The sequence below is a fragment of the Pseudomonas sp. GW822-FHT02G04 genome (assembly GCF_058802085.1).
Genome location: NZ_JBXANU010000013.1, coordinates 13,040 through 29,241, shown reverse-complemented (window position 1 = coordinate 29,241; position 16,202 = coordinate 13,040). Strand labels below are relative to the sequence as shown.

Annotated in this window: 21 protein-coding genes; 10 read left to right on the top strand and 11 right to left on the bottom strand. The window is 56.3% G+C overall.

Features of this window, described 5'->3' with window-relative positions; translation table 11 throughout:
* Window position 1 precedes the first annotated feature (1 nt).
* The 9 genes from AC1RO5_RS17310 to AC1RO5_RS17270 form a co-directional block, all read right to left on the bottom strand.
* Complete coding sequence (locus AC1RO5_RS17310) at window positions 2-2,083, bottom strand: phage terminase large subunit family protein (protein ID WP_493176478.1); 2,082 nt, start codon at window positions 2,081-2,083, stop codon at window positions 2-4.
* Window positions 2,046-2,540, bottom strand: a complete 495-nt coding sequence (locus AC1RO5_RS17305) for a hypothetical protein (protein WP_493176476.1) — start codon at window positions 2,538-2,540, stop codon at window positions 2,046-2,048. Before AC1RO5_RS17305 ends, AC1RO5_RS17310 begins: the two co-directional genes overlap by 38 nt.
* A 189-nt stretch (window positions 2,541-2,729) precedes the next feature.
* Window positions 2,730-3,461 carry a hypothetical protein gene (locus tag AC1RO5_RS17300; RefSeq protein ID WP_493176475.1) on the bottom strand — a complete coding sequence of 244 codons (732 nt, stop codon included), beginning with the start codon at window positions 3,459-3,461 and terminating at the stop codon, window positions 2,730-2,732.
* Window positions 3,458-3,805, bottom strand: a complete 348-nt coding sequence (locus AC1RO5_RS17295) for a phage holin family protein (protein WP_493176473.1) — start codon at window positions 3,803-3,805, stop codon at window positions 3,458-3,460. The genes AC1RO5_RS17300 and AC1RO5_RS17295 overlap by 4 nt, the downstream gene beginning before the upstream one ends.
* 187 nt (window positions 3,806-3,992) lie before the next feature.
* Window positions 3,993-4,463, bottom strand: a complete 471-nt coding sequence (locus AC1RO5_RS17290) for a hypothetical protein (protein WP_493176471.1) — start codon at window positions 4,461-4,463, stop codon at window positions 3,993-3,995.
* 340 nt (window positions 4,464-4,803) lie between these two features.
* The gene (locus AC1RO5_RS17285; RefSeq protein ID WP_493176469.1) at window positions 4,804-7,500 is read right to left on the bottom strand and encodes a bifunctional DNA primase/polymerase; all 2,697 of its coding nucleotides are present in this window, start codon (window positions 7,498-7,500) and stop codon (window positions 4,804-4,806) included.
* Window positions 7,497-7,700: a TraR/DksA C4-type zinc finger protein gene (locus tag AC1RO5_RS17280; RefSeq protein ID WP_493176467.1), complete on the bottom strand. Its 204-nt coding sequence runs from the start codon at window positions 7,698-7,700 to the stop codon at window positions 7,497-7,499. Before AC1RO5_RS17280 ends, AC1RO5_RS17285 begins: the two co-directional genes overlap by 4 nt.
* The gene (locus tag AC1RO5_RS17275; RefSeq protein ID WP_493176465.1) at window positions 7,693-8,181 is read right to left on the bottom strand and encodes a phage regulatory CII family protein; all 489 of its coding nucleotides are present in this window, start codon (window positions 8,179-8,181) and stop codon (window positions 7,693-7,695) included. The genes AC1RO5_RS17280 and AC1RO5_RS17275 overlap by 8 nt, the downstream gene beginning before the upstream one ends.
* Before the next feature lie 139 nt (window positions 8,182-8,320).
* Window positions 8,321-8,548 carry a transcriptional regulator gene (locus AC1RO5_RS17270; protein ID WP_493176464.1) on the bottom strand — a complete coding sequence of 76 codons (228 nt, stop codon included), beginning with the start codon at window positions 8,546-8,548 and terminating at the stop codon, window positions 8,321-8,323.
* A 96-nt stretch (window positions 8,549-8,644) separates the two neighbouring features.
* Here AC1RO5_RS17270 and AC1RO5_RS17265 point away from each other — a divergent pair, with 96 nt between their 5' ends.
* The 10 genes from AC1RO5_RS17265 to AC1RO5_RS17220 all read left to right on the top strand — a co-directional run bounded on the left by AC1RO5_RS17265 (window position 8,645) and on the right by AC1RO5_RS17220 (window position 14,270).
* Window positions 8,645-9,295: a LexA family transcriptional regulator gene (locus tag AC1RO5_RS17265; RefSeq protein ID WP_493176462.1), complete on the top strand. Its 651-nt coding sequence runs from the start codon at window positions 8,645-8,647 to the stop codon at window positions 9,293-9,295.
* A 207-nt stretch (window positions 9,296-9,502) separates the two neighbouring features.
* Window positions 9,503-10,042: a hypothetical protein gene (locus AC1RO5_RS17260; protein WP_493176460.1), complete on the top strand. Its 540-nt coding sequence runs from the start codon at window positions 9,503-9,505 to the stop codon at window positions 10,040-10,042.
* A gap of 331 nt (window positions 10,043-10,373) precedes the next feature.
* Entirely contained in the window at window positions 10,374-10,640 is a 267-nt protein-coding gene (locus tag AC1RO5_RS17255) for a hypothetical protein (protein ID WP_493176458.1), read from the top strand.
* Between the two features lie 10 nt (window positions 10,641-10,650).
* Window positions 10,651-10,926, top strand: a complete 276-nt coding sequence (locus AC1RO5_RS17250) for a hypothetical protein (RefSeq protein ID WP_493176457.1) — start codon at window positions 10,651-10,653, stop codon at window positions 10,924-10,926.
* On the top strand, window positions 10,923-11,306 hold the full coding sequence (locus tag AC1RO5_RS17245) for a hypothetical protein (RefSeq protein ID WP_493176455.1): 384 nt from the start codon (window positions 10,923-10,925) through the stop codon (window positions 11,304-11,306). The genes AC1RO5_RS17250 and AC1RO5_RS17245 overlap by 4 nt, the downstream gene beginning before the upstream one ends.
* Window positions 11,303-11,545 (top strand): pyocin activator PrtN family protein, encoded by a 243-nt coding sequence (locus AC1RO5_RS17240; RefSeq protein ID WP_493176453.1) that lies wholly within the window; start codon window positions 11,303-11,305, stop codon window positions 11,543-11,545. The genes AC1RO5_RS17245 and AC1RO5_RS17240 overlap by 4 nt, the downstream gene beginning before the upstream one ends.
* A gap of 59 nt (window positions 11,546-11,604) precedes the next feature.
* A complete protein-coding gene (locus AC1RO5_RS17235; RefSeq protein WP_493176452.1) occupies window positions 11,605-11,949 on the top strand; it encodes a YfdP family phage-associated protein in 345 nt (114 codons plus the stop codon).
* 51 nt (window positions 11,950-12,000) lie between these two features.
* Window positions 12,001-12,822, top strand: coding sequence for a YfdQ family protein (locus AC1RO5_RS17230; RefSeq protein ID WP_493176450.1), 822 nt, complete (start codon window positions 12,001-12,003; stop codon window positions 12,820-12,822).
* Window positions 12,823-12,963: 141 nt separating this feature from the next.
* Complete coding sequence (locus AC1RO5_RS17225; RefSeq protein ID WP_493176664.1) at window positions 12,964-13,200, top strand: DUF4224 domain-containing protein; 237 nt, start codon at window positions 12,964-12,966, stop codon at window positions 13,198-13,200.
* Between the two features lie 2 nt (window positions 13,201-13,202).
* Window positions 13,203-14,270: a tyrosine-type recombinase/integrase gene (locus tag AC1RO5_RS17220; protein WP_493176449.1), complete on the top strand. Its 1,068-nt coding sequence runs from the start codon at window positions 13,203-13,205 to the stop codon at window positions 14,268-14,270.
* A gap of 91 nt (window positions 14,271-14,361) precedes the next feature.
* On the opposite strand, the gene AC1RO5_RS17215 is transcribed toward AC1RO5_RS17220, so the two are convergent.
* The gene (locus AC1RO5_RS17215; protein WP_493176448.1) at window positions 14,362-14,931 is read right to left on the bottom strand and encodes a hypothetical protein; all 570 of its coding nucleotides are present in this window, start codon (window positions 14,929-14,931) and stop codon (window positions 14,362-14,364) included.
* Between the two features lie 6 nt (window positions 14,932-14,937).
* Window positions 14,938-15,930, bottom strand: coding sequence for a hypothetical protein (locus AC1RO5_RS17210; RefSeq protein ID WP_493176446.1), 993 nt, complete (start codon window positions 15,928-15,930; stop codon window positions 14,938-14,940).
* Between the last annotated feature and the right edge of the window lie 272 nt (window positions 15,931-16,202).

The window sequence follows — 16,202 nt, the reverse complement described above, 5'->3', positions numbered from 1 at the left end:
GTCAATTCCTGCGTTGGGAGAGCACGCGCATGGCACTGCGGCGCCCAGAAATAACTCTCCCGCCAGTTGGCGGGAGTTCAGGTGGTTCAACAGGTGCGGCCGGCGCCGGCTGCTCCGCAGCTGCATCACGCTCAGGATCTGAATCGTGAGCCGGCTCAATCGCCGGGGGTGCATCGAAGAAAAGCGCCCCCTGCCGAATCTGGGCATCAAGCGCCGCCCAGTCGTGCTCTTGCAGCAGGTGCGTTTTCAGTGACCGGGCCGCGTGGAGGGCGTAGGTTTCGCAGTCGGTGGCTTCGTTCGGCTCACCGGCCTTTTTCTGCCACACCTTGCGGTAGTGATGGCGGCGGCTGGGGGCCTTCACTTCCGCCGTGATCTGCCGCCAGTAGTCCGGTCGAACAGTCTTGTAAAAGTGCATCCGACCCGCCCCGTCTCCGGTCAGCGGCAAACGACCTTCAATCCAGAGGTCCTTGGCTCTCGAGGTGCCGACGATGTAAGGGCGCAGGCCGTACTTCGACGCCTTCTGTTCTTTGTCGGTGTCCACACCCTGCCGAGGCGCGCTGAAGATCTCCCGGCGCTCATCATCACGGGTATTACCGCGCTCACTGGCACCCTTGATCGCCATCACGCCATTACGCTGGTGTTTGCGGCAAAACGCATACGCCGCGTCTTGGGTGACGGTACCGTCCGAGGTGTCGAGCGACACCGCGAGTACCTTCAACTTGGCACCGCAAGCATGAGTAATGGGAGCAAACAGCAGTTTCTCCAGGTCCAGCCACACCCCCTGATCGGGCAATACCACTTCACCGTAGATCTCGCCCCAATAGAGCAGCCAAGACTCCTCGCCCCTGCCCCATGCCCGCATCACAACCGCGAGGCGGTCATGCTGGACGTCCACGCCGGCAGTGACCACCAGGCCACCCATTGGCACGAATAGTTCGGGGTAGTCTTCCGCCCGTTCTGCCAGTTTGTCCGCCTCGGGCAGGTCGGATTTGTACTCATAGGCACGACCCTGTTTCTGGTTGACGAACTTGATCAGCAGCGACAGGTTGCCCATCGATGCCTGGTGCTCAGCGTTGAGCTTCTCGCGCACGATATCGGCCAAGCTGGTGCCGGGCAGGCAGGCGTACAGTTCGTTCAGTTCAATGAAGCCGGCACGCCCGGCAAAGGGTTTGGTCGGTACCCAACCGCAGTTCGGGTCACCTGCATCAATGGCGTTGAACACCGTGTTGCGGATGTTCTCCTTGCGCTGGTAGTCGTCCCAGATTTCCCCGCAGTGCGGGCAGGCATAGCCGGCGGTCGCCGGATCCGCACGCCCATAGATTTCATGGGGCAGGGCTTCCTCTTCGATGTCCAGCCACTTGATGTGGGCAAAGTCCAGCACATGAGCCTGGCCGCAGGTGTGGCAGATGATCGGCAACACCCGACAATCGGTCTGGGCCAAGCGCGCCTCGGTCTTGCTCGCACCCTTGATGGCCGGCGTACCACCCACCAGCATTTTCGAGCCGGGATATCGCTTGCCACGCTCCTCGAGCAGGGCGATCGCATCACCCTGCCCCTTCACATCGTCGCTGGTATCGTCGGGTTCCTCGACCACCGACAGGCCGACAGACGAAGTGGATTTAACGTTGCCGGGGGAGTTGGATGCCACCAGCTTGAGGAACCCACCCGGGAAGGTTTTATGGTCCCAGCGGTTGCCGGAGGTGCGGCTGACGTCAACCGGCATCAGCTTCGCCACTTCCGTGTTCGCCGTGACACCGAACTTGAGCTTTTCGTCGTGGAAGTTCTTGCCGTCCTTTTCCTTGGCAAACAGGATCATGATCGGGCGCGGTAGGTTATGAATGAACTTGAACAGGTAGCCGATCAGGAACCACGTCCAGCCGATCTGAGCTGCCTTCATCAGGTCAACTTCGCTGACCCGCGGATCATCCAGCGCGGCGGCAACGCCGAGAAAGTATGGCGTGTACTGGAAGTCGTAGAGCCCGTGCAACACGCCGCTCTCTGAGGGCAGGTAAAACTCGGTGCTCAGGTAATGCGCGGTCGGAATGTCACGCGGCGGGTTGAACTTCCCCGCTGCTGCCGACAAGCTCCGCGCCAAGTTTTCGCGCGTAGCCTGCAATTCGCTCGGTTGTAGGTCCAGCAACTTTGGCCACCACTGTTCGATCTACCGTGAGTTTCTGCACGTTCTCGATTTCCTGAATGATTCGTTCAAGGCCGCCCAGGTATTCCCGGTTTGCGAAGCTGGCCCAGTCGGACAACACCCGCTCAGCATCACTGGCGGGGATCAATGAACGCAGTTTTTCGTGATACGCCAACCGCCCGTTCGCCGACTTCTGCTGTAGGTCATCGATCCGCGCTCTGTTGAGCTGCTCAAGCTGACTGCCCCCGCGCCCAGCGGCTTTTCCACGCAGGTCGCGGATGTAGGCGATGCGGATTTCGTCGAGGCTCGCCGCCTGCCAGTCCAGGTCCAAACCCTTGAGCACATCGCGGGCATTTCGCTCGCTCATGTCCAAGTGTTCGGCGATTTCACGTTGCGTTGGCATGGTCTGGTCCTGTGGCTGACATGGAAGCGGAACCCCCTATGTCGGGTTGAATCTGTGAAAAAGTCGGGGTTCGAATTACCCCAATCTCTCAAGTCGCCGGAAGGACCCATTGAAAAAGGGGATGAGGCCTCGGTCCGAGCTTGAACCGCCCCAGACCCAGGCGGAAACGCCGAAGAATCGACGAAGGCCTCAGTCACGAGCCATCTCACGCGCCAAGGCGCGTCGGAACAGCGGCTCGAACTCGGCAGCGGCGACGCGGTTGGCCACGCCGTAGAAGTCGAAGCGACGACGATAGGTCGGGCGCTTGACGAAGATCAGGATGGGGCGCGCACCGTTGCCGACACGCTGCCAAATGCCCAACGGTCCGGTGCCATTACCTGGGCGACCCGCGAAGTAGTCAGGGGCATTGCGATTGCGGCGTTTACTGCGAGCCGTGCGGTTGGCCATGAAGCCTGATACACGCTCGGCAGCGCCCAGCGCTGACAGTATCTGGACGATCTGGCCCCGGCTGATGTTGCCGTTGCCATCCATTCGAGCCCGTCGACCTGGTACCGCGTACATGTCGGCAGGCATCAGGCCATAGTGGATCAGTGCCTTTTCGAACCGCTTGTACGGACGATTACCGCCATCCATATGCACCGGCAAATACTTCGAAGCCGCAACGCCCGAGCTGGCTTCATCCTTGACCCACACGCGGGCGAACAACCGGGTGGCTGTCGCACTTCGCTTGTAGATCGAGTTCAAGGTCCATCGCGTTGGACGATCAAACACACGGGCAATCTCGGCTTTCTCCGCGATCTGCACCCGCTCAGCAGTGAAGGTCAACGCCTTGGCCGCGGCAATTGGCACCTTGTTGCGGCTGAGTCCTCGCATGCTCTTCACGATCTTGTCGATGTTGTCGCGCATCTCCAGGCGCATCATTGCCCTGGTTCGCCGCCAGTCGCCGATGACTCGCTGACGCCCAGGCGCTTGGCGGCCCATCGCTCGTACAGCCCGATGGCGACATCAGCACCGGCCATGGCCGTCAGGCAACCCAAGGAGCCGGCTGTCCATATGGTCAAACCAGCGCCGATCATCAGCATCATTGCCGACACGCCGCAGACGATGCAGGCACCAGACCGCAAAGCTAAGCGACGCAGCAAAGCCCATCCTCGCGCACCGTCTTTATCGGCCCGCCACATCTCACCCGAAACGCCGCCGACCAGTGCCAGGACGATCACCAACCAGATCGGCATTTCCGCTAGCGCCTGCTGTTCATTCGTCATGTTCTGTCCTTATTGGTTGCGCCGTAAACCGAAAAAGAAAACCCCGCCGAAGCGGGGTTAGGTGACCGGCTTAGGGAGGGCCGGGTGAAGCTGCACAGCACGTGCGAGGTCAGCGCCAAGGCGCAAATTTCATATCGTGGTGACTTTTTACCCCCTGAGTACGGAACCGAAAAGGGGGCGTTTTCGGTTATCCGGCTCGACGCAACTTTGACGCAACTTTGAGCAGACTTTGAGGCAAAACGCCCCGACCAGCGGTAAGCCACTTCCGGGCATCGGCACGCTCGGTCAACACTTCCAACAGCCGCTCATGCAGCCGGTGCACCTGGTCGTAGTAAGTCTGTTTCGCACTCGACTCCATCCCCAGCAGATGCAACTGCATCAGCCAGGTCGGCGCCGGATCATCGCCATAACGCAAGGCTGCCAACCGCTGCAACCGCTCACCGCGCTCATCCTGCCGAGCGATCTCCGACAACGCGGCGGTGATCTCTTGAGCTACACCATCAGGGCCAGCTCCAGCACCGAGGATGATCCGCGAGCCAGGCGTGCCGCGAGGTGCGCATCCACCCCACTCCATTATCGTTGCCATCGGGCTGCCCATGCCGCCGCTTTCGCCATTGAGCCGGCATTGTTCGCCCCAGTGCTTCAGCAGTACGTCCATTTCCTCAATCATCGCCCTTCCCCCCGAAAAACCGAACCCAACACAGAAAACCCGCAACCCGACACAAACCCAACACAAATAAATCCTTTTAGAATCAATACCTTTATTAGCTTTGAGTTGAGTGTGTTGGGTTTGTTGGGTTGATTGTTCCTCGCATAAGAAAAAAAACTTGGCCTTATTTTCAGTGCAATTAACGTCACGTATGCGCGTGCGCGACGACAAACCCAACACACCCAGCACAACAGCCGGAAAGCCGCATAAATAAAGGCCTGAAATTGTGTGAGGTACCAAAAACCAACCCGACACACACCCGACACACCCAACACACTTTTAGGCGTACTCATGCTGCAGCCGCCTTGACGTGTTCCCAGTTGTCCACGTTCCAGCCGGCCAACTTCGCCTGGGCACGCCAGTTGGTGACCGTCTTGCCCAGATCGGCCGCCTTCAGTGATGGGGGCTGGGAAGCCCCGGGGTCGTTCGGAAAGAAAAACGCACCGAACCGCCTGTTGCTGCCTTCGGTCCAAGGGATAGATCGGGTCTTGTCCACTTCCGAGCCGATGAACAGCGAGAACTTCGTCTGGCTCATCACGTGCTCTTTGTTACGGTGACACCATTCAAGGAACAGCGAATAAAGGTCGGTCGAAAGGCACACGCCCCACAGATCGCGCCCCAGCTCGCCGTACTTCCAAAGGTTGAGGAATGTCTGCCAGCCGGCCCGACTCAACGCCACCAGGCGTTCACGCGCCGCCGTACTCGGTGGCCGAGTGCGCTGGTCAAAATCACCGAGGTCAACCGACAACAACCAGCCATACAGAGCCGCGACCCCGCCGTTTTTCAGCTCCTGACCGATAGCCTTCTGGCGATCTTCCGGCAGGGTAAGCTCGGGCCACATCACCAGCATTCGCCGGTCACTTTCGCTGATGGGCCACGGCATGATCTCGTTGCTCAGGAAAACCGCGTTCATATGGTTGGCTTCTTCCCAGCCATTGATGAACTTCGATTCCATACGCACCGTCTTGCCGGTGATCAGATGTTTGATCTTGCCCACCTGGTTGTATCGTTGATCGCGGCTGACGACCTCTTCAAACACCGACCAGAGCTTCCGGCTTTGCCAGGCGTTGAAGTTACTTTCCAGCTGGGTCTGTCCAACGGTGGCCGCGTACTGACCGTAAAGCATGCCCATCGCATCGGCGAACAGCAGGCTCTTACCGGAGCCCTCCATGATCGAGTGCATCAGTACAGCCGTGTCCATCTTGGCCCCGAGGTGTTGCAGCGGGTACGCCATCCACCGCGTCAACCACCGAGCGGCGTCCTGATCATGGTTACAAAGGAACGAAATCAGCCAGCGCAGGTTTTCGCACGCGGCTTCATCATTGATCGGTTCAAGCGGCAGGCCATCGAAGGTGTTGATGTAGACGCTCGGGTCCTTGGTCATCGTCGGGTCAAAGACAATGTGGTCGACATCTACCACCCGCCGCTCGCTACTGTTCAACCACAACGGGTACGTGTCGCCCAAGGCCATTTTCACGGCGCCTTCGGCAACGCGGCGTTTCTTCTCTCGATCCCAAACGTCCTTCGTGCCATCGATGTACACGTAACGCTCGGTCGGCGGCATACCGAACGCCCCGCCCTTCTTGCCCGCCATCCGCCGCGACTGCTCGATGTCGCGCACGTGGTCGTCCGAAATCAGCTTTCGGCGCTCGGTGTCTTCTATCCACTGTTTTGCCAATGGCTTACCGACACGCGCTTCAAACGCAGACTTTTTCATGACCCGCGACTGGTCGAAGTCCCACACATGAGTGGTTCCTTCCACTAACGCAAACCGCCGAAGGATATGGTCAAGCGTCAGCACCTCCCCCGCGCCCCCGTCAGAAGCCAGAGCGGCCTCACTGTTGCCGTCCGCCGCACAGCTCGGCTCGCTCGAGTCACCAGATGGGGCTGGGGGAAGATCACGAGGATCCGGTCGCGACGAATGCTGCATACCCAGCAAGCGCGCAGCATCCTTGACCGCCCGCGCCTGATCGCCGCCATGCTGCAGTAAACAGAACACCTCGAACGCATCGTTCTGATGACCGTTCGCGAGCGGATCGGCGCCATGGTGCGAATACACCTTGCCGTCACTGATTGTCACACCCGGCAACCCGGTGCTGCTGTGTGGATACAGCCACTTACTGCCGCGCTTGATGTAATCATGCGATCGCAACAGTTCTTCAACGTCGTGGCTGCGATTGAACTCATCGATAACCGAGGGTTTGCCCGCCGATGGCGGTGCCCGCTTGATGACCTTAGCCACCGGTTTTTTCGGCTTGAGCGCCCACGGGCAGGCTGCTTCACCATCGCGTTTAAAAATGTCCCAGTTTTGCCAGATGGCCAACAGCTCAGTGGTCAGCGTGGGCAAACCATCTGTGGCATTCGGCGGCGTACGCCAGGTGTACGGCTTGCCAGTGCCCGGATGGATCGACGGAGGGAACACGTCCTGCACCAGGCCAGCACGCAGTTCGAACACAGTGAAGCGCTTGTAATCCTCGGCTTCTGCCTGTGCTGCCGCTTCACCCGCTGCATCGCCCAACTCTCTCGCCGCCTTTGCTTTCGCTCCCAGCGCCTTGAAAATCGAACCGTCCGGGTCATTTTGATTCGGCCACGAAAGCGAATGCCGGGTCAGCTCGATACCGTCCGGCAACTTGAACAGCAAGCGGAACCGCAGCGGGTTTCCGACAATCGTCGGATACACCACGGCCATTGCATCCAGATCGAGGCCCAGCAACTCGAACAACACGTGCCGCGTCCACTGCACATCATCAACGTCCAACGAGCAGACACGACTCGGCCCGAGCACGACGCCCAGGTTATGGTTAGGGTTTCTTTTCCAGAACGCTTCGGCGGCTACCGGATCGGTGATGTACCCGCCCGGCTTGTTCCAGCCCTTCCCCTTCGGACCTTTCTCACCAGGCTCAATAGGGACCAGCGCCCAGCCAAACGTGTCGATGTAGAACTGGGCCCAATCAGAAGTTGGCAATCCATTGTCGTGATCGCTCATCTGCGCCGCTCCCGCAACCCCTGGCAACTGACGCAGGTTTCGCAACCCTCGATCGTCTGCTGTCGAAGCAACGGGATAGGTTCGTCGCAGTCCTCACAGAACTGCGCGCTAACGCGATTGGTCGGAGCGCGGCGGTTGAGATGGATGGCTACGTCGAGCAGGTATTGCGCCTGGTCGTTGGCGCGATCGATATCATCCATTCAGGCGATCCTCCATCGCTTGCCGAGCACCGGCCATGATGCCCAACACCTTGCGAATCACATCAGCGCCGTGCTTTTCCAGCAACGCTACTTCATGTGGCTCCCAGATGTTGTCAGCCGCCCCCTCATGCATGCTCGAAACGAAAACACCTGTTTCATGCAGCAGACGACTCACTGCGAGTAGCGCCTGTTTGGTAGGTGCCGCCGGTTCGGGCTTGTACCAGACCATCCCAGCAGGACGCATTAAGGCATCAAGCAGCAGTGGGTTGGCGGTCAGCCTGATGACCTCTTCAAGCTCATCAGGATCCAGCCAGCGGCGTTCTTCGTCGTGCTTGAGTTTTTTCTGGAGGGTGTCGTAGTCGATGACCATGTCCAACGCCAGCGCGGTCACACCGCCCCGATAATCATGCCCCGCCCGATATAGCGCTTTACGCAGCGAAAGAACCGGCCCATTGGCCGGCAACTGATTTGAGCTACTCATAACCGTAAATTCCCCATTTACGGCCTAGCCATAAGAAAGAGCACGCCCTATCCTAAGACCACGACCGATGTGCATGTGCTGTGTATCGTCGTAGCCGGGCTGGGGGATTCTTTGGTGAGAGGCCCCAACCCGGCACCCTTTATGCGGCCTGAGAGCCGCGCAGATAAGCCCAATCAATATCGGGGCGAAGCTGTTCGCAGGTGACCTTCCCCTGCGTTTCACGCTCGATGGAAACGGCCAAGCCGCCACTAGCACGACGGTTGCCATATGCGATCTGCTTGAGCTGACCCGCAGTCGTATCACATCGCGACGCCAGAGCAGCCAACGCTGTTTTGTCAAGAGTCTTTATGTATGCATGCAAGCTCATGTGCACCTCCGTTTCGCAAAAAGATAGCAGCCGCTAACGTCATTAACAATAGCTGATTGCAATTTACAAAATGCTAAACGGTTCTAAGATGCCTAAATGAATATCAGCCAGCTCCGCGTTGAAGCCCTCAGGGCCCTGATCGGCGACCTCAAAACCAAAGAGTTTGCCGACCGGTACAATCTAGATCCGTCATACCTTTCCCAATTGCTGAATGGCCATAGGCCATTGGGTGATAAGGCCGCAAAGAATCTTGAAGATAAGATCGGCCTTACTGGCGGAACACTGTTGATGCCCGCGCGCTCAGCCCAGGACGGCTTGGCGCTTGGCATTGATCAGGCACCAAGTCTTATAAACCCTTTCCGGCGGGCTCCCATTCAAGGAGTAGCCCAATTGAAACAAGACGGATTTTGGGATGAGCTGGCACCAGCAACTGGCTGGGTTGATGTACCCACTTCAGATCCGGCTGTTTACTCGCTGCGCATCAAAGGGGATGCGTTAGCTCCAGCTATACGCAATGGCTGGGTGGTTTGGTGCGAGCCAAAGCATGATTTGGTTCCAGGGGAATACGTCGTTATCTACTGCACCAACGGGCAGTGCATGATCAAGGAATTGCTCTACGCAAACGTCGATGAAGTAAGCCTCATGTCCGTTAATGACGGGTATGGTAGGTTGAATATTCCGCGAAGCGACATAGTAAAAATTCACTATGTCGGCGGGATTGTTCCCCCTAGCCAGGTGACTGAATGACGGGAAGTAATCGGATTACCGAACACACAAAGGAGCTACGCTAGATGAACGACAAGCCTAAACAGCCACCACGTCCGACTCCTCCAACCCAGCCAAAACCGAGCCGGGATAGCTTCAACGATGGCAAAAGCCGCGAGAAAGGTAGCGGCCCAAATACGATCTCCGAAAGTCGCCCTGTGCCGCCTCCACCTCGCCGAGATCCTTGAAATGACTGACACCGACAAAGCAGCTACAGAATTGTACGAACTAGCGTTCTATGTTCAACGCTGCATTCGTTATCACATGCGCAGAACCGCTTTCTTTATGCGCTGGGGACGATTCACTGCCTTTGTCGGTGTTATTTCTGGATCAGCCACCGTCACATCATTGCTGACACACGCCCCAACATTTGTTGTAACAACATCAGCATTGCTAGTCACCCTCGCATCCGCAACCGACCTGGTTGTAGGAACAGGTCAAAGGGCATGGCTTCACAATGACTTGCGAAAACGCTATCTAGACATTGAGGCCGAAATGCTGGGGTGCGCGCGCCCTATTCCTGATGATGTGATGCGTCAACTCAATAGCCGCATTCGACGCATCGAAGCTGACGAACCACCGACACTGCCAGCGCTAGAACTTTTAGCAAGGGATGACGTCATCAGATCCTTGTACCCCAAAGAACAAGCGGCTGCTTACTTATGCAAACTCTCATGGTTCAAACGCACCACAGCGCATTGGTTTGACTGGGATACATCCAAAGCCTGAGTCCAACGTATCCATCAAAAAAACCGCATTTGCGGTTTTTTTTTGGCCCAGAAGAAAATAAGTTAGCGGCAGCTATTGTAAATACAATTAGCCATTGCTAACTTTGTTTCGTACACCTCTCACCAAGAGTACGAGACATGCAAAACACACAGCACAGTCAAACCCGCTGCCCGGTGTACCTGCACCCCGCAGCATGCACTAGCCCCCAGGTGGTTGACGCCATCCAGAAACGCACCGGTCTACTGGTGATCATCACCCCGGGTTGCCGCCTGGCGCCTGCAAAATCGGACGTATCCGGCGATGAGCCAAGCCCGTTCAGGGGGGATGCAGCATGAACAAGTTCTCCATCCCTCTCGCGAGACAGGAACTCCTGCACCACATGCTCCAAGTTGGTGGCGATGCTGTGTGCGGCCTGAGCCGGCCTCTACAAACGATTCAGGCAGAGCTGTCTGTCGAGTTCACGCCCACCCTCACAGTCGTTCATGTGGAGGTGTCCGGTCGCCAAGACACCATCAAGCTGCGGCGCAATGACAGGGCCAATCACCTGCATCTGCGCGACTTCATCCAAGAACTCGCCAATACACCAGTTCCGGCCTGAGGACAGCACCATGAACCGCACCCTGGATGAAACCGCCGCATTGCTCGGACTCAAAACCCGTGCCTTCCGCACCAGGCTGCGGGAACTGGGCATCTTGAACAGCAGTGGCGACCTTGCCAGCCAGCACCGCGACCGCGGTTATCTGTTCTCGGACCCGCGCAGCACCTTGATCCCGTCGATCAACAAATACCGTCACTACTCCGTGGTGATGGTGAAGGAAGAAGGTGTGGATTGGCTGGCCAAGAAGCTGGGAATCACCATCACGAAAAAGGACGCCGCCGCATGAAAACCAATTACTTCAATGCATACACCCAAGCCCTCGGCGCCCTGCGACTGATCCCCATTTACTTGGACAGCCCCGGCGTGGTCAGCCGCGCCACACTGATCGGCGCCGCAAGCGAAGCCATTGACCTGCTGGGCAACATCCCTTGCCGCACGCTGGAACTCGCCGAGGTCTTCCGCTGCGTCAACGACGTGATCCACGAAGGTCAGATCGCCTACGTCACCCCGACCAACTCGCCCGAATATCCCTTCGGCGCCGTTGTTGCTGATGCAAAGGGCCACGTCTGCGCCGCCGGCATGGGCAAAAGCAAAGAGGGGCTGGCCGAATTGATCCGCCTGAAGCTGGGGCCCCGCTCGGAGGGGTTCGGGGAGGATGCAGCGTGAGCAACACCCTCGACCAACTGCGCCGTCAGTTCACCACGCCATGCCCATCCCTGACGGCGGTACGTGAGCACTACTTCACCCACATCCGCACCGACCGTTACCTGCTGAGCGAAATCAAGGCAGGCCGCATCCAGTTGGTCGTGACGCGCCTGCACAACTCGGCTCGCGCCAAACCGGTGGTGTACCTGCACAACCTGGCCGCTTACCTCGACGCCCAAGCAGCGAAGCAAGCGGCCTGATTCAACGGTGCCCCCTGCCGCCCAGGGGCAATCAACCCGCACTAAATGAGGCACAGCACATGAGCAAAGCACGTCCCTTCATCGACACGCTACGGGACATCGAGGCCGGCGGTCTGCTCGATGAACTCAGCGAAACCCAACACAGCCTGGTCGATGCCATTCGCATGACCGGCAAGGGCGGAGAACTGACCATCAAGCTTACCTACAAGCCTGACGGCAGCGGCCAGATGACCATCAAGGCCGACGTCAAAGCGAAAGAACCAATCCTGTCTCGCGGCACCTCGCTTTTCTTCCTGACGCCAGAGGGCAACCTCACCCGCCGTGACCCACGGCAACAGGACTTGCCGCTTCGCACCGTCAACGAAGATCAGGCGCCGGACAAGTTGCGTCACGTCAGTCAGTAACTCCTGATCCGTAAACCTCTCACCACAGCATCACCCAATGGAGCACATCCAATGCAACAAGCAATTCAACAACTGGTTACCTTCGCCCAAGCACTCGGCAAGCCGATTGATCACCCAGGGCTGGCAACGCCAATCGCACTGCTACCCGATAGCGTGAGCGTCCGCGATCTTGAACACCTGCTGCCGAACCCCACCCGCACCCGTCAAAAGCTCACCGTGCTGGACGCAGAGTCCTTCATTAACTACGTAAACCGATTCGCCGATGACGCTACCGCCGTGTTTTGCAACGGACCAGAAGGCCGCACTTTCTCCGCGATCATCGACTATCACCAGCCGACTAGCCCAGCCTGGCGCGACCACATCGCCACCTACCGCTGCCCAACCACCATCGAGTGGGGCCGCTGGAAAGAGACCGACCGCAAGCGCATGGATCAGGCCACGTTCGCCGAATTCATCGAAGAAAACGTCAAGGACATCACCCAGCGTGAGAACGAAGCGAACGACCCAAGTGCTGCCGACATGCTGGAAATTAGCCGGACACTGGAAGCCAAGAAAAACATCACCTTCCGACAAGGCACACGCCTCGACAACGGCCAGGTTCAGCTGACCTACAACGAAGAAATCGACGGGCGTGCCGGCGAAGCGGGTCAGTTGCGTATCCCTGAACAATTCTTCATTGCTGTGAAACCGTTCCTTGGTGGTGACGCTTTCTGCGTCCCTGCTCGCTTCCGCTACCGCATTCTGGAAGGTCGCCTGCAAATGTGGTTCGAACTAGTGCGCCCCGACAAGGTACTTGAAGAGGCCTACAACGCTGTCCGCCAGAAGATCCAGAGCGCAATCGGCGAAGTACCTCTGTACGAAGCCACCCTGTAACTAAACCCCAAGCAACACCCCGCCGTCGGCCTCTCACCAAGAATCCCGGCAGCGGGCTACTGAGGAGCACAGCACATGCAAACTGAAACCTACGTGACCACACACCACACCGCAGCAATCAGCCCTATCGGGGGGCAGCCCTTGGAATTTCTCAGAGAAACCCTCACCGACGAAGAGCTGGCCACCATCACCGGCTATAAGATCCCATCCTGTCAGCGCCAGTGGCTGACGAGCAATCACTGGGAGTTCGTGCTGACCGGCGCACAGCGCCCGGTGGTTGGCCGTGTCTACGCCCGGCTAAAGCTGGCCGGGGTCAAACCCACGGCAAACAACGCCGTAGCCGAGACCTGGACTCTCGACCTTTCGCGTGTGGGCTGACGATGCGCCAGAAAAAAACAGCCAACCGCGACCTGCCGCCACGGATGATCCGGCGTACCCGCAAAAGAAAAGGCGGCACCGTATGGACTGGCTATTACTACAACGGCAGGGACGCCGATGGTAACCGTGTCGAGATCCCGCTCGGCGGCGACCTCGACGAAGCCAAGATCGAATGGGCACGACTCGACCGCAAAGCGACACCCAAACCGGCCCACCTGATGGGCCGGCTTTTTGACGACTATGAGTCGAAGGTGATTCCGACCCTCAAACCAGGCACTCAAAACGATTACCAAAAGGGGCTTAAGCAACTTCGGAACGCATTCGAATCGGCGCCGATCGACGCGATCACACCACAGGTGATCGCGCAGTATCGTGACGCACGTACAGCAAAGGTGCGCGCCAACCGGGAGATCGCCCTACTCTCAACCATGTTCACCTTTGCCCGCGAATGGGGCCTGACCGACAAGGCCAACCCCTGCTTCGGCCTGCGCCGGAACAAGGAGACGCCTCGGGACTACTACGCTGGCGATATCGTCTGGAACGCTGTATACGAACAAGCTCCGCAAGAACTCAAAGACGCGATGGATTTGGCATATCTGACAGGCCAACGCCCGGCGGACGTTCTCAAGGTATCAGCCACCGATATCAACAATGGATTTCTGATGGTCGGTCAGGGTAAGACGGAAAAACGCCTGCGGATTCGCCTGTACGACGGCGACACGGAGACCGACCTTTGCATATTCATCAACGGTCTACTCGATCGCCGAACACAGGCTGGCACCAGGACCTCGATCTTGATCACCAACCAGGTTGGCCTGCGCATGAGCTACAACATGTTGCGCAATCGCTGGGACGAAGCCCGAGATAAGGCAGCCACCAAAGCAGCGGCCGAGGGTGACACAGAGTTGGCCGTCACAATCCGAAAGTTTCAGTTCAGGGACATCCGACCGAAGGCCGGCAGCGAAATCGAGGACATCAAGGACGCAAGCCGCTTGCTTGGGCATTCAACAGAAGAGATGACGAAAAAAGTTTATCGCCGTGTTGGGGAAATAGTAAAACCTACAAAATAGGAAGTTTCGGAAGTCCTGCTACAAATAAAACAATCCGCCCCTTTAACACGCCCCAAGGTTAGACCCTTACACAACTAACCAGCGACCCAGACTATTGCGGCTCATGAAGCTTGAACCCTAGATAATAAAGCCCCCAAAAAGTCGCCGCTAACATTTGCATCAACAACGTATAGTAAATAAATGTCATTCCCAAAACCAAAATTTTGCTACCAACCCCACCCCAAAACTCGACACCGGCGAGTGCAGATCCGTACGAGAGAAACAGAACCGAATACAATACCAATGCAATACTTTCGCAAGTCAAGAAAGCAAACAGCATAGCCAGAAACCTACGCCGCGTAAGTTTCACCAGTACATTTTCTCCGCGGGTGATTAATTTAACAGTTGGCGTAGGCTCAGGTAGTACGTTATCTATATCGTTGCGACCAAAAGTAGCTATTGCTGCGAGTGCAGCTATGTAAAACCCAGGGAGACTTGAGAAAAAACTAAGCAGCATACTGACAGGGCCAGATGACCTGTAAATATCTGCAACCCAGCCTTCACCAATAGAAAAACCAGTGCAAACCAGAGCAATAACAACTGGAAAAAACCAATCTACCTTCCACTTCTGCGGATGCCGTATTGCTAAATAAGAAAGAGGCTGTAACATTTGATTCAACATTTCATGTCACTCCAAGCTTTTCAAAACTTCCTTCACTATAGCATGATTAACTTGCTCAATACTCGCGGAGCTAACATTATTGACCGAAGAAATATAATAACGCTTCAGATATCGACCATCCGTTGCAAGCTGGCCAGTATCGACAGAAAGTAATGCACTATTAGGTGAACCCGAACCGTCCTTGAAACTGACTCGCATCTCAGCTACCCCATCAGCTTTAGCGTTTCTAAGCACATCCGTTACTGTTTTTACAGCATCCCCGATCAAATTCTTTTCAAGCTCCAGTTTAATCACTCTATGCTTTTCTTTTACGAAACCCGCGTCATCCCATTTTCCGCCAACAGTTTTGTAGCTGATGAGTTCAATCCCACCTAAAGCACCACTTTGCAAATCAGTTTTGAAGGTTTCTGAAATATGACCATGCAGCTCAACTTCGTGATTGAGGTGCACAATATTCTGCTGGCCTTTCTTATCGCAGGAGCCATCGATATTTGGAATTTTGAAAAGGAGTGGCTTTTGTTTTTTGCAGTGCCGAATAACATGTGCGAAATAGCTTGTGATCGCACTACTACCAAGTCCAGCGCCGTAGGAAGCTTCAATAATACAGAAATAAAAATCGCTGCCCTTTACCGGCTTAAGATTCAGAATCAAATGTGCAGAATACTCAGAGCCTTGACCCGGAAGTTTCTCATTGACGGTCCGCTCTTTTGATTCTGGATTACTATATACGGAGTCCGGCGCGCTTGGATCACAACGATTAATGAGAAGCACCCAATGCCCATCAACTGTATCAGTATGAGCTATATAGTATTTGTCAGCCTTGTCACTCTGACCTTTGCTTAAAAAATTATCGCCACCATCTATAAGAGACTCAACCAACTCCTTTATTTCGAGCATTGATTTTGGCTGGGCTGGAAAATCAGCGGTATTACCCTCTGCCCTAGAGCGGCCGCGGGCATACAACTTCATATCAAAAAATGTTGCAACTCTCCTGGACATACCATCTCTCATCTAACAGTAAAACCGCACACAATTTCGTGCCACACGAAATTTCGCTTTGAATTCAAGCACTCGAAAATTTAAATCGCATGTAAGAAGCGCAACGCTAAACCACTAACGAAAGAGGCTCTGATCGGGCTTCTATATATATGAAAGTCATGTAAAACTTTAAGGAGGAAACTACGATGCATTAAGACTAAAACGTAGTCCTTAAGACATTTTCCCTTCACCAGAAATCCTTTCATTGGATCCTCGAATCCATCCGACGGTGG